General features: G+C 67.7%; 14 protein-coding genes. 9 read left to right on the plus strand and 5 right to left on the minus strand.

Annotated elements, in window-relative coordinates; all coding sequences use genetic code 11:
* The first annotated feature begins 72 nt into the window (after positions 1-72).
* Genes OG474_RS31965 through OG474_RS31980 form a run of 4 tightly spaced genes read left to right on the plus strand, consistent with a single transcriptional unit; the run spans position 73 to position 3456 of the window.
* Complete coding sequence (locus tag OG474_RS31965) at positions 73-1305, plus strand: MFS transporter (protein WP_405057322.1); 1233 nt, start codon at positions 73-75, stop codon at positions 1303-1305.
* Positions 1306-1349: 44 nt separating this feature from the next.
* Positions 1350-2324 (plus strand): hypothetical protein, encoded by a 975-nt coding sequence (locus tag OG474_RS31970; RefSeq protein WP_405057323.1) that lies wholly within the window; start codon positions 1350-1352, stop codon positions 2322-2324.
* A gap of 36 nt (positions 2325-2360) precedes the next feature.
* Positions 2361-2828 carry a hypothetical protein gene (locus tag OG474_RS31975; RefSeq protein ID WP_405057324.1) on the plus strand — a complete coding sequence of 156 codons (468 nt, stop codon included), beginning with the start codon at positions 2361-2363 and terminating at the stop codon, positions 2826-2828.
* A 58-nt stretch (positions 2829-2886) separates the two neighbouring features.
* Positions 2887-3456, plus strand: a complete 570-nt coding sequence (locus tag OG474_RS31980) for a hypothetical protein (RefSeq protein WP_405057325.1) — start codon at positions 2887-2889, stop codon at positions 3454-3456.
* A gap of 12 nt (positions 3457-3468) precedes the next feature.
* On the opposite strand, the gene OG474_RS31985 is transcribed toward OG474_RS31980, so the two are convergent.
* Positions 3469-5481 carry a DHA2 family efflux MFS transporter permease subunit gene (locus OG474_RS31985; RefSeq protein ID WP_405057326.1) on the minus strand — a complete coding sequence of 671 codons (2013 nt, stop codon included), beginning with the start codon at positions 5479-5481 and terminating at the stop codon, positions 3469-3471.
* A gap of 202 nt (positions 5482-5683) precedes the next feature.
* Here OG474_RS31985 and hemW point away from each other — a divergent pair, with 202 nt between their 5' ends.
* From hemW to OG474_RS32005, 4 genes are all read left to right on the plus strand, one after another.
* Complete coding sequence (gene hemW, locus OG474_RS31990) at positions 5684-6895, plus strand: radical SAM family heme chaperone HemW (protein WP_405057327.1); 1212 nt, start codon at positions 5684-5686, stop codon at positions 6893-6895.
* Positions 6896-8521: 1626 nt separating this feature from the next.
* Positions 8522-10690 carry a polysaccharide lyase 8 family protein gene (locus tag OG474_RS31995; RefSeq protein WP_405057328.1) on the plus strand — a complete coding sequence of 723 codons (2169 nt, stop codon included), beginning with the start codon at positions 8522-8524 and terminating at the stop codon, positions 10688-10690.
* Between the two features lie 210 nt (positions 10691-10900).
* Positions 10901-12205 (plus strand): extracellular solute-binding protein, encoded by a 1305-nt coding sequence (locus OG474_RS32000; protein ID WP_405057329.1) that lies wholly within the window; start codon positions 10901-10903, stop codon positions 12203-12205.
* A 65-nt stretch (positions 12206-12270) separates the two neighbouring features.
* The gene (locus tag OG474_RS32005) at positions 12271-13278 is read left to right on the plus strand and encodes a LacI family DNA-binding transcriptional regulator (protein WP_405057330.1); all 1008 of its coding nucleotides are present in this window, start codon (positions 12271-12273) and stop codon (positions 13276-13278) included.
* A 13-nt stretch (positions 13279-13291) separates the two neighbouring features.
* Here the strand turns inward: OG474_RS32005 and OG474_RS32010 are convergent, their stop codons facing one another.
* Both OG474_RS32010 and OG474_RS32015 read right to left on the minus strand, forming a co-directional pair.
* Complete coding sequence (locus OG474_RS32010; RefSeq protein ID WP_405057331.1) at positions 13292-14128, minus strand: hypothetical protein; 837 nt, start codon at positions 14126-14128, stop codon at positions 13292-13294.
* Between the two features lie 2 nt (positions 14129-14130).
* The gene (locus tag OG474_RS32015) at positions 14131-14802 is read right to left on the minus strand and encodes a hypothetical protein (protein WP_405057332.1); all 672 of its coding nucleotides are present in this window, start codon (positions 14800-14802) and stop codon (positions 14131-14133) included.
* 167 nt (positions 14803-14969) lie between these two features.
* On the opposite strand from OG474_RS32015, the gene OG474_RS32020 reads away from it, so the two are divergent.
* A complete protein-coding gene (locus tag OG474_RS32020; RefSeq protein WP_405057333.1) occupies positions 14970-17546 on the plus strand; it encodes a DUF3376 domain-containing protein in 2577 nt (858 codons plus the stop codon).
* On the opposite strand, the gene OG474_RS32025 is transcribed toward OG474_RS32020, so the two are convergent.
* The gene (locus tag OG474_RS32025) at positions 17521-18345 is read right to left on the minus strand and encodes a DUF3097 domain-containing protein (RefSeq protein WP_405057334.1); all 825 of its coding nucleotides are present in this window, start codon (positions 18343-18345) and stop codon (positions 17521-17523) included. The genes OG474_RS32020 and OG474_RS32025 overlap by 26 nt on opposite strands.
* Positions 18346-18643: 298 nt before the next feature.
* Positions 18644-20167, minus strand: coding sequence for an NCS1 family nucleobase:cation symporter-1 (locus OG474_RS32030; protein ID WP_405057335.1), 1524 nt, complete (start codon positions 20165-20167; stop codon positions 18644-18646).
* Positions 20168-20180 lie beyond the last annotated feature (13 nt).

The following is a 20180-nucleotide window of genomic DNA, read 5'->3' on the forward strand; positions in this document are numbered from 1 at the left end:
GGACCGAAGGCAGGTTTCCACCAGGCTCGAATACTGCGATGGAGCCCCTATCGGCAACCTACGGTCGGGCGCATGGCAGGTGTTGTGAGCTATCGAGACGTGTTCCAGGTGCGGGAGTTCCGCGCGATGTGGCTGGCCGAGCTGCAGTCGGTCGCGGGCGATCAGCTGGCGCGCGTCGCCCTGTCGGTGCTGGTCTTCGCCGACACCGGATCGGCCGCGCTGACCGGCCTCACCTATGCGCTGACGTTCGTCCCGTCGCTGCTCGGCGGCCTCTTCCTGACCGGTCTCGCCGACCGCTTCCCGCGTCGCGATCTGATCCTGTGGATCGACGGTCTGCGCGGCTGCCTGATCCTGCTGGTCGCGATCCCGGCGATGCCGTTCTGGTCGCTGTGCGTCCTGGTCGGCATCGTTTCCCTGCTCCAACCGGTCTTCAAATCGGCCCAGGTCGCGCTGCTCCCCGACGTACTCGGCGAGGAACGCTTCAGCACCGGTATGGCGATCCGCAGCATCACCATCCAGTCCGCCCAGATGGCCGGCTTCGCCGGTGGCGGTCTGCTGATCGCGGTTTCCAGCCCGCACATCGTCCTGCTGCTCGACGCGCTCACCTTCTTCGGCTCCGCGCTCCTGATCCGGCTGCGCCTGCGGCACCGCCCGGCGGCTGACCGTGCTCCGGTCGAACCCGGCGAACGTCGTACCGAAGGAAGCGCCTGGGCCCTGTTGTTCGCCGACCCGGGCATGCGTGCTCTGACTCTGATGCTCTGGCTGATGGCCCTCGTTGCCGTCTACGAAGGAATGGCCGCCCCGTACGCCGCTCTGTTCGGCGGAGGGTCGGTGGCGGTCGGCCTGATCCTCGCAGCGGACCCTCTGGGCAGCGTGATCGGCGCGTTCCTGTTCAGCAAGTTCGTCCCCGAAGACCGTCGCCCCGGCCTGCTCGGTCCACTCTCGATCGCCGCCGCGGCCCCGGTCGCGATCTGCCTCTTTCGCCCCAACCTCGTCATCTCGATCGTGCTCTTCGTCATTGCCGGAGCCTTCGGAACGATCGTCGTCATGCAGACCACCACCTCGATGACGCTCCGCCTCCCGGACGCCCGCCGTGGCCGAGCCATCGGCATGTCCAACTCCGGACTCACCACCGCCACAGGTGTCAGCCCCCTCTTCGCCGGCGTCCTCTCCGACAAGACCAACGCCGCCACCGCCATCGGCTGGTTCGGCCTGGCCGGCACCGCGGCCGCCGTACTGCTCGCTTTCATCTGGCACCGGGCAAACCGCGGCGAGAGTTCGTCGCGTGTTCAGACAGTGGCCTAACGTGAGGAGAAGACTCGGAGGGTTGCCGCCTAGGGAGGACTGAGATGAGTCGGACACGTGTTGCTGTTGTGGCTTTGACCGTCGTAGCGATGGGGCTGGGGAGCGCGTCGCCCGGATGGGGTGCGCCGGTGGCGTGGCCCGGTGGGTCGAGCGTCGCGACCGCCGATGGCAGCAACGTTTTCGGGAAGAATCTCAGTGGATTGTCGTTCCAGGGTTCGGGTGTGGTGTGGGCGGCGAAGAACGGGCCCGGGAAGCTCTATCGACTCGTTCCGGATGGGGCGGGGTGGAAGCCGGAGTCCACTGCGGGGAAGACGTTGCGGTATGCCAACGGCAAGGGTGACCCGGATGCCGAAGGCGTCGTCGCCACGCCGGACGGGATCGTGGTGGCGACCGAGCGGGACAACAGCAACGACGACACGAGCCTGCTGAAGGTTCTGCGGTACGACGGGACTTCGTCGGCGTCGACGCTCAACGCGACCCGCGAGTGGAACCTGACCAGCGACCTGCCCGACGTCGACCCCAACAGCGGGCTCGAGGGCGTCTCGTGGATCCCGGACAGCTTCCTCACCGGCCACGGCTTCCGTGACGAACACACCGGTACGGCGTACGACCCGGCCGCGTATGCGGGTCACGGCACCGGGCTGTACTTCGTCGGTCTCGAGGACAACGGCACGATCTACGCCTACGCGCTGAACCAGTCGTCCAGCAGCTTCACCCGGGTCGCGACCATCACGAGCGGGTTCGCCGAGGTGATGGACCTCGAGTTCGACGCAGCGACCGGCCGTCTCTGGGCCGCCTGCGATGACGGTTGCCAGGGCCGCACCACGACCCTCGAGGTCAACACCGACGGCAAGTTCGCCCCCACTGCGACGTACAACCGTCCCTCCGGCATGGGCAATCTCAACAACGAAGGCTTCGCCATCTCGCCCACTTGCACCTCCGGCACCAAGACCGTCCTCTGGTCCGACGACGACAACACCAGCAACCACGCCCTCCGCCGGGGAACCTTGCCCTGCTGATCGGAACGCCCGGCCCGCATCAAGCGTCGTACCGGCGTGAAGCGGTTCTGGCGGTATCTGGGTTCTGACGGTGGGAGCGTCCCGTACGGTGTCCTGTTCGCGATGCTCGGCGTGGTTGGGATCGTGTTTGCGGTGCTGGCGGACGGGCCGGTGGGGGTTCGGGGCGGGTACGTCGGTGAGCTGTTGTGGGTGTTGGGGCTGTTGGCGGTGGCGCGGCGGGTTCGGCCGCGGTTGTTGCTGACCTCGGGGATCGGGTGGTTGGCGGCGATGGTGATCTCGACAACCGGCGTACCGGCGGACACCGCGGTGCCGGTCGGGCTGATGGTCGGGGCCGGCATCGCCCTGGGGGTGTCGCTCGCCACGCGGTCAGGGGTGTCGTTCGAATGGGCGCCGAACAAGGTCTACGACCAGGACGACGGCCCCAAGCCCTTCACGGAGACGGTGGTGCTCGTCGGCACGGGAGTCTTCGCGGTGATCGGTATCGCGCTGCTGATCTGGGGCTAGCCGCGGCAACAAGCGGACGGAGCTGCGGCGGGCGGGCGTCGAGACCTAGGGTGGAACGATGGACGATGAGCGCGTAGCGGCGATCGGGCTGTCGGTTGGGGCCTTGGTGCTCGGGTCGGGTGGTGCGGTGCTCGGCGCTCAGGTGAACGGCTGGAGCGGCGGGCTGGTCGGCGGGTACCTGGGGCTTCTGATCGGTATGACTCTCGGAGGCGGACTGGCCGGGACCTTGGTCCGGATGACGAGTAAGCAGGACCGGGCCGAGGCGCACGAGCTGCTGGGGTTCGCGTTAGGCGCGTTGCCCGGGGCCGCGCTCGGCTACTGGGCCGGAGGACTGGGGATCAGGCGGCTGTCGCCGGAGATCGGGCTGTTCGTCGGGGTGGTGGTCGTTGGTGCGGCTGTCGGGCTGACTGTGGCGACCCGAGGGGACGGCGAGGGCATGATCATCGGACTGCTCATGGCCGGCGTGGCCGGTGGGGGTCTCGGGGCCGCGCTGGCCAGGGCGATCGACCCGCATCCAGGGATGATCGCAGCCGGCCTGGTGGTTGGCACCGTGATCGGCTCGGTGATCGGTCACGTCACCAATGAGGCCATCCAGGACGCGGCGTACCGGCAGTTTCCCTCGCGCTAGGCCGGCTATGGCTCAGGAGGGAGTCAGCGCTGCGGCGTGTTTGCCGGTGGTCAGGGACTGGCCCTGGTCGATCATCTGGGTGGCGATCCGGTCGATGGCGGCTGAGAAGGCCTCGGAGTTGTCGGGGTCCCAGTCGGACAGGCGGGTCAGCATCCAGGTCCGGAAGGCGCCGACGAAGCGCTGGAACATCTCCAGACCCGCCGGGGTGAAGCGATACTCGCCGAGAGTCTCGGAAAGGTAGCCTGCGGCAACCAATTGGGTGGCCAGTGGTTCGACGACCCCCGGCGGCATCTTGAGATCGGCGGTGATCGCGGCGAGCGTCGCGGAGCCGGTCTCGCGACCGCCGCGGAAGACGCGCATGATCAGCCAGGCCTGGGCCATGTTGAGCGGCAAGCCGGACTCGGCCAGTACCTCCGGAGCCGGGTTCCGCTTGTGGTGCTGGACGACCAGGGCGGCGAGCTTGGAGAGCTCGTGCTCGGAGTCGAAGGAGGAGGGCGCGGCGAAGCTGTCGCCGACGTCGCTCGCGGCCATCCGGGCGGTGTCGCGGAGCGGGACCTGCTTCAGCAGGAGCGCAGTGAGGAAGCCGAGGCCGGCAACCGGGACCGCCCAGAGGAAGACGGTGTGCAGAGAGTCGGCGTACGCCGCAGTGACAAGCGATCGCGCGGCCGCGGGCAGCTCACGAACACCCGCAACAGTCGAGGCCAGCCGCGGATCGACCTGCGCACTCTGTACGGCGGGAGCGAGGTTCTGCGGAAGCTGGTGGGCGTAGATCGAACCGAAGACCGCGACGCCGAAGGAACTGCCCATCGTGCGGAGGAAACTGACGCCGGAGGTGGCGACACCGAGGTCGGAGTAGTCCACCGTGCTCTGGACCACGACTGTCGGGACGGGCATGCACAGGCCGACGCCGACCCCGAGCACCACCATGAAGCCGGCGACTTCGACGTACGAGGTGGTGTTGGTGAGCAGTGAGAGCAGGAAGAGACCGACGCCGATCAGCACGCTGCCGATGATCGGGAAGATCCGGTAGCGGCCGGTCTTGCTGATCACCTGGCCGACCACGATCGAGGAGACCAGCAAGCCGCCGACCAGCGGCAGCATCTGCAGCCCGGAGTCGGTCGCCGAGGCGCCGTGCACGAACTGCAGGTACGTCGGGAGATACGTGACGCCGCCGAGCATGGCGAACCCGATGATGAAGCTCAAGATCGAGCAGACGGTGAAGACGCCGGATCTGAACAATCGCAACGGCAGCAATGGTTCGGCGGCTCGGCGTTCGGCCAGGATGAACAATCCGAGCGCGACCACGGAACCGACGATCATCGCGATGATGACGGTCGAACCCCAGGCGTACTCGTTGCCGCCCCAGGTGGTCACCAGCGTCAGCCCGGTCGCGGCCGCGCCTATGAACAGGATGCCCAGATAGTCGATCTTCGGACTCGTCGGTGCCTTCACGGACGGCAAGGTGATCGAGGCGACGATCAGTACGACGATGCCGAGCGGGATGTTCACGTAGAACGCCCACCGCCAGCTCAGGTGGTCGACGAACAGCCCGCCGAGCAGCGGTCCGGCCACGGTGGAGACACCGAAGACCGAGCCCATCACGCCCTGGTACTTGCCGCGTTCGGCCAGCGGCACGACGTCCGCGATCACCGCCATCGCGGTCACCATCAGACCACCCGCGCCGAGGCCCTGGATCGCGCGCGAACCGACCAGCCACAGCATCGAGTCGGCCATTCCGCACAGGGCCGAGCCGGCGAGGAACAGCACAACGCTGATCAGGAACATCGGCTTGCGGCCGTACAGGTCGCCGAACTTGCCGATCAGCGCGGTCATGATCGTCTCGGCGAGCAGGTACGACGTCACCACCCAGGACAGGTGGTTGGCACCGCCCAGGTCGCTCACGATGGTCGGCAGCGCGGTCGCCACGATCGTCTGATCGAGGGCCGCGAGCAACATTCCGAGCATGATCGCGACCACTACCGCGTTCCGGGTGCCACGTCCTACCGGCTGAGCCTCGGTCTCCATGAGCCGAATGTAACGGCTCCCGCACTCTCCGCAACCACAGAATCGCGGCGATCAGATGAAGAACTACGTGGGCGGACCTGCGCCACTCATCAAACGCCCTGGACGGCGGGTTCGCGGGGCCGGCTGAGCGTGGCGGGGTGGGCCGCGCGGAGGTTGGTGAGTGGGAGCGGTCCGGGTCTGCGGCGGTCCGTAGGATGGTGGGGTGCCGTCAACGTTGCCCGAGGGGGAGGTTGCGCCCCAGGACGGGGCGTTGCCGGATGCCGCCGTACGCGAGGCGGCCGGCCGCCCGTTCGGCTTCTACCTGCATGTGCCGTTCTGCGCGTCGCGCTGTGGGTACTGCGACTTCAACACCTACACCGCCAAGGAGCTGGGCGGCGGTGGCTCGCAGGCTTCGTACGCCCAGACTGCGATCGGCGAGGTCCGCCTCGCGCGGCGGGTGCTGGGGGACCTCGACCGGCCGGTCGAGACTGTGTTCTTCGGCGGCGGTACGCCGACGCTGCTGCCGGCTGCTGATCTGGGTGCGATGCTCAAGGCGGTGCGCGACGAGTTCGGGCTGGCGCCGGACGCGGAGGTCAGTACCGAGGCCAATCCCGAGTCCGTCGATCCGGCGTACCTGGAGGCGTTGCTGGCGGCGGGGTTCACCCGGGTGAGCTTCGGCATGCAGAGCGCTTCGTCGCACGTACTGAAGATTCTTGACCGGCACCACACGCCTGGTCGCGCGCTGCAGGCCGTGAAGGAGGCGACGGCGGCCGGATTCGAGCACGTGAACCTCGACCTGATCTACGGCACACCGGGGGAGTCACTCGAGGACTGGCGTACGTCGCTGGAGTCGGCCCTGTCCGCGGATCCGGATCACGTCAGTGCCTACGCGCTGATCGTCGAGGACGGCACCCAACTGGCGCGCCGGGTCCGTCGCGGCGAACTGCCGATGCCGGACGACGACGACCTGGCCGACAAGTACGTGCTCGCCGACAACCTCCTCAGCCAAGCCGGCCTGAACTGGTACGAGGTCTCCAACTGGGCCCGCACCGAAGACGCCCACTGCCGCCACAACGAGCTCTACTGGCGCGGCGACACCTGGTGGGGCATCGGCCCCGGCGCCCACAGCCACGTAGGCGGCGTCCGCTGGTGGAACGTTAAGCACCCCACCGCCTACGCCGAACGCCTCACCGCCTGCCACAGCCCAGCCCACGCCCGCGAACTCCTCGACGACGAAACCCGCCGAATCGAACGAGTCCTCCTGGAAGTCCGCCTAGCCGCCGGCCTCCCCCTGGACGTCCTCGACGCCCCCGGCCGAGCAGCCGTAGACACCATCATCACCAACGGCCTGATCACCGTCACCGACAACCGCCTGACCCTCACCAACCGCGGCCGCCTCCTAGCCGACGCCGTAGTCCGAGACCTCCTCCCCTAACGTCCGAAGAACCCGCACACCCAGCCCTCCGATTCATCGGACATTCCGGCTGATCCACGTGATCGAGACGCGCCGCACCATCGCCGCCGGCCCCGTTTGATGGGTGAGCCCACGTGGTTGTGGGTGGGCCAGCCGCATGCGGTTGGCCATCCCACAACGGCATGGGTCAGCCCACCAAATGGGGATTGGCCGACAGTGCGCGGTCCCCGGCAGCGCCACCCGCCAGGCGGCCTCCCCGAACGGCACCCCGAGCAAGGTCAGCTGCGTTCGCCCGTCTCTCGGCGTACCGACGGACAGGTAGTAGTCCCCCTGAAGCGTCTCCCGAGACCACCGCCACGCTGAGCGATTCCACAGCACCCCTAGTACTACCTGTTCTTAGGTACCCCCGGCAGGCGAGTGGGCCAGTTGCAAGGCAGCCTCTCCCAGGATCGCAACCAAAGCCGGTCAGCTGCAGCCGACGGGGACGTGGCGACCGCCCTTGCCGTCCACCTCAACCACCGCGGCGGCCGGCCGGCCACCCGCCGAGCGAAATTTGAACGGATAACCCTCGAAATTGCCCGCACAAGACAGCACTCCGAAGGCAGCGGAAAGGTGGTCACGGTCCTCTCCTCCGAGCCGCAACCAGAGCCCGTCAGCCCCAGGCAACGGAAGCTCGGGAGCCGGCCTCTTTTCTGGACGGCAACCGAAGCCCGGATGCTCAGACGGCGGATGCGCGGGAGCCGGCCTCTTGTCTGGACGGCAACCGAAGCCCGGATGCTCAGGCGACGGATGCGCGGGAGCCGGCCTCTTGTCTGGACGGCAGCCGAAGCCCGGATGCTCAGGCGACGGATGCGCGGGAGCCGGCCTCTTGTCTGGACGGCAGCCGAAGCCCAGAAGCTCAGGCGACGGATACGCGGGAGCCGGCCTCGCCATCTGGCTCAACCACCGCGGCGGCCCGCCATGCTGTCTTTCAGATCGGCCGGTCGCGGCGAGCAACCACAAACCGACGTCCCCGGCCGAGGCCATTTCGGTCTGTACCCCGCCCGACCGCCAAGGCCAGCCGACCGAACCGCACAGCGAGCAGAGCGCATGGCTGGGCCGGATGCCGAGCCCGGCGACCGCGATCCCGTCGCCTGGGGCTGGCGGCTACGGCTGAGGGGCGGGATCTTGCGCTATCCGGTGGATTGGGGGTGCTCGGCGACGAAAATCCACCGGATAACGCGCGGACCACCCGCGCCGGTCTGATCGGGCGCTGCGGATGGGGCCGGCGGGGGCGCTAGCCGGTAACAAATGGGCGCTATCCCTCTTTGCCAGGCTGGTCGTGAGTCGGTTTTGACGAAAGTTTCCGACTAAGGCGATCCGCGGGCCGGGGGAGCCGGGACGTCCGAAGGACTGGAGGGCTGGGCCTGCGGGTCCTTCGGACGTTAGGGGAGGGGTGAGCGGGAGTGATTGGATTTGAGGTGTTGACGACTGTTGTGAGCATCTGGTGAGGTGTGGGGAAGCGTTTTCCGGACCTCGAGGAGTTTGTTGATGCCGCCCATCAGTCGACGCCTGTTGTTGCAGACGAGCCTTGCCGCGGGAGTGTTGGCGAGTGCCGCGACCACCGCTTCCGCGGTTGATGAGTTCGGGGGGTTGCGGGGGCGGTGGGTGGGGTTGGCTACGGGTGGGGAGATCGATCCGGGGGACCCGGCGTACGGCGAGGCGTTGGCGAATTTGAGTCGTCAGGCTCAGGGGTTTCTCGACAGCCTCGACCAGGCGCCGGGGCGGACGGCGTTGTGGGCGGATCTGCCGTTGAGTTCGGCGTCGGGGAACTTCTCGATCAGCTACACGCGGTTGAAGACGATCGCGCTGGCTCGGGCGACGCGGGGGACCACGCTCAAGAGCGATCCGGCCGAGGCGCTCGGGAGTGCGCTCGACTTTCTCAATCAGCGCGCCTACAACGAGACGCTGCCCGAGACCGGGAACTGGTGGTTCTGGGAGATCGGCGCGCCGCGGGCGTTGCTCGACACGTGCATTCTCGCGTACGACGTCCTGTCCGCCGAGCAGCGAGCGGCGTACCTGAAGGCTGTCGATCGGTTCGTTCCGGACCCGAATCGCCGGACCAACTCGCCGTCCGTCCGGGAGACCGGTGCGAACCGGGTCGACAAGGCGCTGATCGTCGCGCTGCGCGGTATCGCCGGCGACAACCCCGCCAAAATAGAAGCGGCCCGGGATGCGTTGAGCGATGTCGCCGAGGCCGGTAAGAACAGCGTGTTCACCTACGTCACCAGCGGCGACGGCTTCTACCGCGACGGCTCGTTCGTTCAGCACGGCAACCTCGCGTACGTCGGTACCTACGGCAACGTCGCGCTCGGCGGCGTGGCCAACCTGTTCTCGCTTCTCGGCGGTTCGACCTGGGACATCACGGACCCGAAGCGCACGGTGATCCTCGACGCGGTCGAGGCGAGCTTCGCGCCGTTCATGGTGAACGGCCTGATGATGGACGCCGTCTCCGGCCGCGCGATCTCCCGGGAGAAGGCCGGCGATCATCGCAACGGGCACGCGACCACGTCGACCGTCCTGCTCCTCGCGAACGGGATCGCCGAGCCCTACGCGTCGGCGTACAAGGCTCTCGCCAAGGGGTGGCTGACGAGGGACCGGCTGAACGATTACTTGCCGGCGGCATCGATTCCGGAGATCTCCCGGGCCAAGGCCGTGCTGGCGGATGCCGCGGTCAAGCCCGCGCCCGCCAAGCCGCGGCACTTCCAGTTCCCCCATCAGGATCGCGTCGTACATCGCCGCCCTGGCTGGACTTTCGCGCTCGCGCTGTCGTCGAAGCGGATGGCGCGCTACGAGTCCGGCAACGGCGAGAACCTCCGCGGCTGGTACGTCGGCGACGGCATGTCCTACCTCTACACCGACGACCAATCGCAGTTCTTCGACGCCTTCTGGCCGACCGTCGACGCCCAACGCCTGCCCGGTACGACGGTCAGCACCAAACCGCGTGAGCCGCTCGGAAGCGGACCGGGCACCGGAACGGTCGCCGCGTACGCCGATTGGGTCGGCGGAGCGTCGTACCGGAACACGCTAGGTGCCGTCGGCATGCATCTGATCAACCACGACAAGTCCTTGCAGGCAAGGAAATCCTGGTTCTGCCTGTCGGATGCGGTCGTTGCCCTGGGCGCCGGAATCGTCGGCACCGACGGCTGTCCGGTCGAGACGGTCATCGAGAACCGGAAGAGCACCGCCCAACTCCTGGTCAACGGCCGAACCGCGACCAACCGCCGGTACGACGACCCGCGGTGGGCGCACCTGCAGGGCGTCGGAGGTTATCTCTTCCTCGCCAAGAACCAGGTCAGAGCGCATTGCGAGGACCGGACCGCCTCGTGGTCCGAGATCAACGTCGGCAACGACACGGCGGGGTCGACCACGCCGTTCACCCGGCACTATCAGTCGCTGGTCGTCGAGCACGGCCTGGAGACCGGCGCCTACGCCTACATGCTGTTACCCGGAGCGAATGCCTGGCAGACGGCCCTCCGTTCGGTCCACCCGGGGATCACCGTCCTCGCGAACACCGCCACCGTGCAGGCGATCCGCTCGGACCGCGATCAGGTGACGATGGTGAACTTCTGGACGGCCGGCTCGGCGGGCGGCATCACCGCGGACGGGCCGGCATCGGTGGTCGTCGGTGCGACGAGCATCGCGGTCTCCGACCCCAGCCGTACGTCGAGCACGGTCCGGCTGATGATCGATCGTCGTACCGGCCCGCCGCAGGTCCTCGACGTGGCGGTCGGCGGGACCCGCGGCGCGACCCAGACGTTCGAGCGAACCTGGTAACTCGCTGTGAACGGCGTAAAGAAATCACCGGACGGTAGTCGGCGTGGTTCGCAGCGTGACAACGATGCCTAGTATGTACTGACCTGGGTGTGCCGGTACCGGAGAGTAATCATCAAAGGCTTGACATACCCGGTGAAAACGCTCGAAACTCAGCTCACTTTCGCGATCCGAGAGCGCTCTCAACTCCGTCCAGTTCCAGGGAGCCATTCCATGCGGCGCAGATTCCGTGCCGGCCGTCCCCTTGCAATAGTCCTCGGCTGTGCGCTGACGCTGCTGGCTGCCTCCTGTGGAGGCTCGGCCGGCTCCGGCGACGACGCCAAGATCGAACTGACCGTCGCGACCTTCAACGAGTTCGGCTACGAGGACCTGTACGACGAGTACATGGCCGAGCACCCGAACATCCGGATCGTGGAGCGGCACGCCGAGACGGTCGACGCACACATCAAGAACCTCGACGCCAACCTGGCCAGCGGGTCCGGGATGGCCGACATCGAGGCGATGGAGATCGGCTGGATCTACAAGTACCTGGCCCGCGGCGACCAGTTCGTCGATCTGCGCGACTACGGCGCGAACGACCTGAAGGACCGCTGGCTGGACTGGAAGGTGGCCGGCGCCACCACGCAGGACGGCCGGATCATCGGCTACGGCACGGATATCGGGCCGGAGGCGATCTGCTACCGCCGCGACCTGTTCGCGAAGGCGGGGCTGCCGACCGATCGGGTCGAGGTGGCCAAGCTGTTCGCGGACTGGCCGTCGTACTTCGCGACCGGGCGCAAGTTCAAGGCGAAGGTGCCGGGCTCGGCGTTCTACGACTCCGCGGTGCTGACCTGGGAGGCGATGCGCAACCAGCTGATCCAGGCGTACTACTCCAACCAGGACCGCTTCCTCGGCAGCGAGAACAAGCAACTGAAGAACGTCTGGGACCAGGTGGTGCAAGGCAGTGCGGACGGGTTGTCCGCGCGGTTGCCGGCCTGGAGTGAAGCCTGGAACAAGGCGTTCCGGACCGATGCGTTCGCGACGATGGCGTGCCCGGGCTGGCTGCTCGGCGTCATCCAGTCCAACGCGGGTAACTACGGCAAGGGCAAGTGGGACGTCGCCGACGTGTTCCCCGACGGCGGTGGCAATTGGGGCGGGTCGTACCTGACCGTGCCGAAGCAGTCGCCGCAGGCGGCCGAAGCGGCCCGGCTGGCCGCGTGGCTCACCGCGCCGGAGCAGCAGGTCAAGGTCTTCAAGAAGGTCGGCTCGTTCCCGTCGACACTCGACGCGTACGACGACCCGCAGGTGAAGTCGCAGGTCAACGCGTACTTCAACAACGCGCCGGTCGGGCAGATCTTCGTCAACCGTGCCCGGGCCGTGATTCTCAAGCAGCACAAGGGCCCGCGCGAGGGTGAGATCAACCAGGTGTTCAGTGCCGCGCTGGCCAAGGTCGACGACCGCAAACAGTCCTCCGCCGACGCCTGGCGAAAGGCCCTCGACGACGCCGAAAAGGCAGCCAACACCCGATCCAGCGGGTAACGCCAGAAAATAACCCCGGAAAGTAATACGGTGTGAACACACACCAACTGAGACGGGGAGGACCGATGGACGACTCGGGTTCTCCGACGCTTGAGCAGGTCGCTGCGCTGGCCGGGGTTTCGCGGGCGACTGTGTCGCGAGTGGTGAACGGATCGCCCAAGGTGCTGCCGCAGACGGTGGCTCTGGTGGAGCGCGCGATCGGCCAGCTCGGCTACGTGCCGAACCGGGCCGCCCGCGCGCTGGTGACCCGGCGGACGGACTCGATCGCGATCGTGGTTCCGGAGCCGGACAGCCGGGTGTTCTCCGATCCCTTCTTCGCCGGGATGTTGCGCGGCGTGAGCCGGACGCTGGCCCCGACCTCCTCGCAGCTCGTGCTGCTGCTCGAGCCTGCGGAAGGCGACGACCAGCGGCTGCTGCGTTACCTGCGTGGCGGTCACGTCGACGGTGCGATCATCATCAGCCACCACGGCCGCGACAACGTGCTGCAGGAGCTCGCGCAGTTGCCGCTGCCGATCGTGTTCAGCGCCCGCCCGCTGGGCGTCGACGTACCGGTGTCGAGTGTGGACGTGGACAACGTGGCCGGTGCGCGGACGGCGGTCGAGCATCTGCTGGGCCTCGGCCGGCGCAACCTCGGCACGGTCGCCGGACCGCTCGACATGACCGCGGGCCTGGACCGGCTGACCGGGTATCAGAGTGTGATGGCCGAGGCCGGTCTCCCGGAGGCCGTTGCCTTCGGCGACTTCACGGCCGACGGTGGTGAAGCGGCCGCGATCCAGCTGCTCGACAAGCACCCCGATCTCGACGGCATCTTCGTGGCGAACGATCTGATGGCGACCGCCGTACTGCGGGTGTTGTCGGAACGCGGCCGCCGCGTGCCCACGGATGTCGCGGTGGTCGGATTCGACGACTCGGTGATGGCGACCACGACCACGCCGAAGCTCACCACGGTCCGCCAGCCGGTCGAGTTGCTCGGCTCGCGGCTCGCGGAGATCCTGCTGGCCAAGATCGGTGGCGCCGACCTGACCAGCCCCGAGGTCTACGGCACCGAGCTGATCATCCGGGACTCCGCCTAGCCTCGATTGTGCTTCAGGGCGGATCGTTCTGGAACTGGAACTGCACCCGGACCGAGTCGTTCAGCGGTACGACGAGGGTGGTGTTCGAGGCGGTCCAGTTCTGCGGGACCAGGAAGAGCCGGTTCTCGCCGACCACGAGCAACCGCAGTCCGCGATAGCGGTAGTTGAACGTCTGCCCGGCGCCGGCCCGGAGCGCGGTCTCCTCCAGACCGGGGGATCGCAGCGCCAGCTTCTCCTTCGTGTCCAGAATGACCACCGGGAAGCGATCCAGGTGCCGCGCGTCTGACTTGGCCAGGCCGCGACCGGAGTACTGGGCTGTGGTGGCGGTCGCCCAGAACGCGCTGGTCACCGTGACGACAGCGAGCAATGCGATCAGGACTCGCGGCGGGCGAGGGGCCGCGGCCAGCTTGCTCCTGAGGTAGGTGACGTAGGCGAGCGCGGTCGCGGACAGCCCGATAACAGCCGGTACGACGAGCGCGTAGTACGGCAGTCGCCCGAGCAATGGATAGGCCAGCAGCCCGAGCACCCCGATCAGCAGTACGACGACGATCACCCGGGTGGATCGGCGTACACCTGCAGCCGAGAGGTGGATCGCGTTGTGCAGCAACAGCGCAGCCACCGCGAGAAGGGTGATCACGAGCAGCGGGACGAGCAGTGGCTGCGGACTGCGCATCACGTAGTCCTGCGTGCTCAGGCCGATCGTGTCGACGTCGATGCCGAAGTACTCGTACTGCGATCGCGAGGAGACGTAGCCGAAGTAGAACAGCAGAGTGCTGACCACCGTCACCGGTGCGACGATGCCGGTGGCGAAGCTCACCCACCGCTCAGCCTGCGACCGCTCGTCAGCCATCCTCACCCACCAGTCGGCGTTTCGACCGTCTTGGTCGGCTCAGGTGAGAGCGTCGGCGTCGGCGTCGGTGTCTTGCTCGGAAGCTCGACCGGGCTGACCCCCACCTGGCTGCCTTGCTTCTTGGCGGCGGCCTGGACGGAACGACAGTCCTGCTTGGTGGCGCAGGTGATCCGGGCCTTGATGACGACGCTCACGGTTTTGTCCTCGTCGCTGTTGGCCACCTGCACGACGCCGACATAGCAGGGCTGGGTTCTGTTGCTGGCCTTCCAGACAAAGCCCGAGCACTTCCGGTGGCCGTTCGGGCACGAGCTCTGACTGAGCTTGAAGATGTTGCCCGGCTCCAGGTGGACCGAGCCGAGGGTGACTGTCGTGCCTGGCGGGATGGCGCCGGCGAGCCAGTTGGCTTGAGCGCACTGCCTGACCGCGGCCTGGTCCGAGCCGCCGCCGACCGGGGCGGTGGCCAGGTTGATGGATGGCTTGACCTGTCTTGGTTGGGTGCTCTCCGGAACCGTCGGCTCGGGCGGAGGTTCGGAGGTCGGTTCAGCCGTCGTCGGCTCGGGTGTCGCAGTGGTGCTGGGCGCCGTCGTACCGGGGGTTTCGGGCGCGCTGCCGCCCGTCGATGTGTCGCTGCACCCCACGGCCAGCATCGCGATCACTGCCACTAGTGTTGCCACCGCTGTACGCATAACGGTTACCCCCGAAACCCAGGATGCGCCTGTGCGTAATGGTGGACAAGCTCTCAGTGGCTGCGCGTCCGGGCAACCTTTTGTTCACTCTCCGCTGTTGCCTTCGTGCCAATCTGTGACCATGGTGGTATCTGTGAGGCTAGGGGGACGTACGCATGAGTGAGCACGAGATCCGGATCGCGCTGGTTCTCAACGGTGGTGTCAGTCTGGCCGTCTGGATGGGCGGCGTGACGCATGAACTGGATCTGATCCGGCGGGCGTCCGGTCCGGCGGGTGTGCCGGGTCCGCAGCCGTACGACGCGGTGCTGGCGGAGCGTTGGCGCGAATTGTGCCGGCGCGGCGACGAGCAGCGCCGGGTGGTGGTCGACGTGATCGCCGGGACGAGTGCCGGTGGGTTGAACGGTTCACTGCTGGCGACCGCGATCTCGAACGGGTCGACGCTCGACCCGGGTGGTTCGGACGGGCCGTGGTTGCGGCAGAAGTGGGTGGGCCTCGGCTCGCTCGAGGTCGGCAAGCTGGTTCCGTCGGCCGGCGAGAAGTCGACCTCGGTGCTGGACGGCAACTACTTCCTGCAGGAGCTGGAGAATCTCATCAAGGGCGTCGCCGATGCCGGTGAGACCGCGGCCGAGGAGCCGGTCACGCTGTTCGTCACGGCGTCCGGGCTCGGCGTTCAGCAGTTCGAGGCGCGGGATGCCGCCGGCCAGCGCTTCGTCGTACCGGATCATCGGTATCTGTTCGCGTTCACGAGTGAGAACGCGGCGAAGTACGACGGCAGCACGAAGACGTTCGAGGTCAAGGACACGAACGGGTTGAAGGACACCAAGCTGCTCGCGCGGGCGGCGCGGGCGTCGGCGTCGTTCCCGGCCGCGTTCGGGCCGGTGCTGGAGACGCCGCGGCTGGCCTCGTCGCCGCCGCGGATGCAGCCGACGACGGCCGAATCCGGTGCCTGGCTGGTCGATGGCGGCGTGCTCGACAACGCGCCGTTCGGGCCGGTGCTCGACGTGGTCGCGCGGCGGCCGGTCGCCGGCCGAGCGAGCAGATACGTCCTGTACGTCGTACCGTCGGCCGGGATCGGGAGCGCGTCGACTGCGTTGCCCGAGGCGAAGGAACCGAGCTGGCGGGTGGCGGCGCTGTCGGCCGTGCAGTTCCCGCGTGAGGTGGACTTCCGCTCCGATGTCGAGCAGCTCGAGCGGTTGCTGCTGGAGGCGGACGCGTCCTGGTCGGACACCCAGCGGCTGTTCGATCGTTGCATGGAGCAACCAACAGAGCGGGCACGACTGCGGTCCGCCGCGCAGGCGTTGCAGCCGACGTACTCACGAGGCCGCGCGGCCGGCGGAGTCTGGGAGGCCGTCACGATCGCCAACCACGACCAGTCCACCGTGCTGGACGCCGCGACCGCATTGTCCGAGCCGGAGATCGACGAGATCCTGACCACCGCGCATCCGTGGGTGCCGGACCCGGACGGCTCGGTTGAGCCTCTGCAGAAGGACGGCGACCCGCTGTGGTTGTGGGGGACCGGTGCGGCCGAGCGAGTGGTGCGACTGATCCTGCGCTCGCTACGCAATCGGATCAGCATCGCTCCGGCGGAGGATCGGACGGAGCTCGAGCGGCGACTGATGGCGACCAGCGACTGTCTGCTGAAGGTGCAGGCCGTGCGGGACGCGTTGACCGACCAGCTCACCACGGCGGATCTCGACCTGCGTCCGGCCGGTGGCGCCGAGGCGGTCGCGGTCGGCCTGACCGACATCTTCGAGGACCTGCAGATCCAGCCTGCGTTGGGTTCGGCGTTCGCAGAACTGGTTGCGGTGATCGGTTGGAACCTTGTCGAGACCGCGCTCGAGGTGGAGATCGTCTCGCGCTGTACGTCGGCGCGGACGCCGCAGCAGCGCAGTGCGCCGTTCCAGTTCCTGCGGCTCGGGCCGGACATTCCCTTGACCCTGCTGGATGATCTGCCGGCCGGATCGATCGCCGACGACCTGAAGGACCGCATCCTCTACGGCAGCCAGGTCGGGCACTTCGGGGCGTTCGGTGCCGCGGACTGGCGACGCTGGGACTGGCTGATGGGTCGCCTGCATTGTGTGGCGCACCTCGGCGCGATGCTCGGCGCGGATGCGGACTGGATCCGCGAGACCCAGCGTCAGGTGCTGAAGGCTGAGGACTGGAAGCCGCAGGCGGTCGCGGAACGCATCCAGCGGCTGGCCGAGGACTTCCCGGCCGACGCCGGGCTCGGTGCCCTGACGACGATGCGCGACGAGCTGAACCAGTCGTCCGAGGGACGCGCGACAACCAAGGGCCTGGCTGATCGGATGGTCGACGTCTCCAGCGGCCTCGGACCTCAGGTGGGCAACGCGGTGAAGGCGATGGCCGGCCGCAAGCACCAGCCGGGTTCGTGGCTGCTGCGGACCGCGCGCTGGTTCACCGAGCCGGCCCGGCAGACCTTGTGGGGTCGCGTTGTGCGCGGAGCCAAGCTGACCGAAGCCAAGCGCCCGTTGCTCTTCGAGCCCTGGCTGCCACCGGCCGCCCTCGGGCTCGGCGTCCTGCTGCTGGTTGTTGCCGGCGTGGTGAATGTCGCCGGCGTGCGGATCGTGGCCGCCGTACTGGCTGGGATGGTGCTGGCGGCGGGCGTGCTGCTCGGCGCGCTGACCTGGTACGTACGGCGAGCGCGCCGGCTGATCCGGGCCTGGATCGAGAAGCGGATGCCGGAGATCAGTCCAGAGTCGCGAAGTCGATGAGCTCCTCGACCCGGCCGAGCAGGCTCGGGTCGAGGTCGGAGAAGTTCTTCACCTTGGACAGGATGTGCTTCCAGGCCGCGGCGACGTCGGCCTGGTCGGTGGCCGGCCAGCCGAAGGTCTGCAGCACGCCCTTCTTCCAGTCCTGGCCGTGCGGGATCTTCGGCCAGGCCTTGATCCCGACCGAGGAGGGCTTGATCGCCTCCCAGACGTCGATGAACGGGTGCCCGACGATCCGCACGTACCGGTTGTCGATCTGCGCGGCGATCTTGGACTCCTTGGAGCCTTCGACCAGGTGGTCGACCAGTACGCCGAGGCGTCGGCCGGGGCCGGGCTGGAAGCGGTTCACGATCCCGGGCAGGTCGTCGATGCCGCCGAGGTACTCGACGACGACCCCTTCGATCCGCAGATCGTCACCCCAGACCTTCTCGACCAGCTCGGCGTCGTGCCGGCCCTCGACGTAGATCCGGCTCGCCCGCGCCACCTTCGCCCGGACGTTGTCGACCGCGACCGAACCGGACGCCGTACGGGTCTTCTTGACCGGACCGGCCTTCTTCGGCGGCTTCAGGCTGACCGGCTTGCCGTCCAGCCAGAAGCCAGGTCCCATCGGGTACGTGCGGATCTGGCCGTGCCGGTCCTCGAGATCGACCACGCCGTGCTCCCAGCGCACGATCGCCCCGACGAACCCGGACGTGGGTTCCTCGACGACCATGCCCTTCTCGATCTCGACCTCGACGGTCCGCCCGTTCTTGGGTTTGCGCCAGTCCCCACTCAGTACGTCGTTCCCATACCGATCAGCCACGCCCCAACCGTACCGGTTTGCCGAGTTCCGACGGCTCCGAGCCCACGCCTTCCACCAGCCCTGGGGAGCAAACCCGGCCGATTCCGGGGGCGGGGACTCCCCAAACCGCTTTGGGGAGGTTTGCTGGCCACCTTGAATGCTCCCCGAACTGTTTTGGGGAGGGGAGTCGACCGGTTTCGGTGCGTTGCGCTCCCCGAACCGCTTTGGGGAGGTTTGCTGGCCACCCTGAATGCTCCCCGAACTGTTTTGGGGAGGGGAGTCGACCGGTTTCGGTGCGTTGCGCTCCCCGAACCACCGATCAGGCGGTGGTGGATGCGGGTTTGTGGGAGGGGGTTAGGTGGGTGAGGAGGTAGAAGGCGATGAAGCCGGCGATCAGGCCGACGATCCACGAGTAGTCGTAGAGCGGCTTGAGGAACGGGATCAGGCCGTCCGCGGGGAACGGGCCGGCGCCCGGATTCGAGTACGCACCGCCTACCGCGAGGACCGAGCCGAAGACCGTGGCGACGACTGCGCGCCAGTTCCAGCCGGAGGCGAACCAGTACCGGCCGGAGGCCTTGTAGAGGTCGGGCAGGACGAGCGCCGTACGGTCGATGAACCAGTAGCCGGCGATCAGTACGCCGGCGACCGAGGCGAGCAGGCCGCCGTAGAAGGACAGCCAGACGAAGATGTAGATCGACGGGTCGGAGATCAGCCGCCACGGCTGGATCACGACACCGATGACACCGGTGAGCAGACCGGCGGTGCGGAAGTTCAGCCAGCGTGGAAGCGCGTTCGCGAAGTCGTACGACGGACTGACCACGTTGGCCGCGACGTTGCACGACATGGTCGCGAGGATCGCCATGACGAGACCGATCGTGACGACCACCGGGTTCTCGAAGCGGCGGGTCAGCTCGACCGGGTCCCAGATCGCCGAACCGTAGACGATCACCGTGCCCGAGGTGGTGATGATCGAGACCAGTGCGATGAACGACATCGTCGTCGGCAGGCCGATGATCTGCCCGAGCACCTGCTGGCGCTGGCCTTTGCCGAACCGGGTGAAGTCCGGCATGTTCAGGCTGAGCGTCGCCCAGAACGCGATCATGCCCATCAGCGACGGCGCGAAGATCTTCCAGAAGTCGGCGTCCCAGCCGAGCTTCGACGGCTGCGACAGGATCGGCCCGAACCCACCGGCCCTGACCAGGATCGCGATCATCAACGCCAGGAACGCCACCGTGACCAGCGGTGCCGCCCAGTTCTCGAACCGCCGCAGGCCTTCGATCCCGCGCCAGATCAGGGCCATCTGCAGCAGCCAGAAGAGGCCGAAGCTGAGCCACATCGTCCACGGGTGACCGCCGACCGCGGACGCGTCGGTCCAGCCCTTGCCGAACAGCTCGCCGGCGATCACGTAGATCGCCTGGCCGCCGATCCAGGTCTGGATCCCGAACCAGCCGCAGGCGACGAACGCCCGCAGCAGTGCCGGGAAGTTCGCCCCGCGGACGCCGTAGAAGGCGCGCGCGAAGACCGGGAACGGGATGCCGTACTTGGTGCCCGCATGGCTGTTCAGCAGCAGCGGCACGAGCACGATCAGGTTTCCCAGCGTGATCGTGAGGAACGCCTGCAACCAGTTCATCCCGAGCGCCACCAGCCCCGCGGCCAGCAGGTAGCTCGGGATGTTGTGCGCCATCCCCATCCACAGGGCGGCGTAGTTGTACGTCGTCCAGTTCCGGTCCGACAGCCTGGTCGGGGCGAGCTCGGCGTTCCCGTACCGGCTGCTCGCGATCGCGTCCGGGTCGGTCAGTTCGACCCGGCCGTCCGGATGCGTCGTCTGCTCAGTCGTTGCCATGGAACAAGTTGCG

The organism is Kribbella sp. NBC_01505, assembly GCF_045040285.1.
Classification (GTDB): domain Bacteria; phylum Actinomycetota; class Actinomycetes; order Propionibacteriales; family Kribbellaceae; genus Kribbella.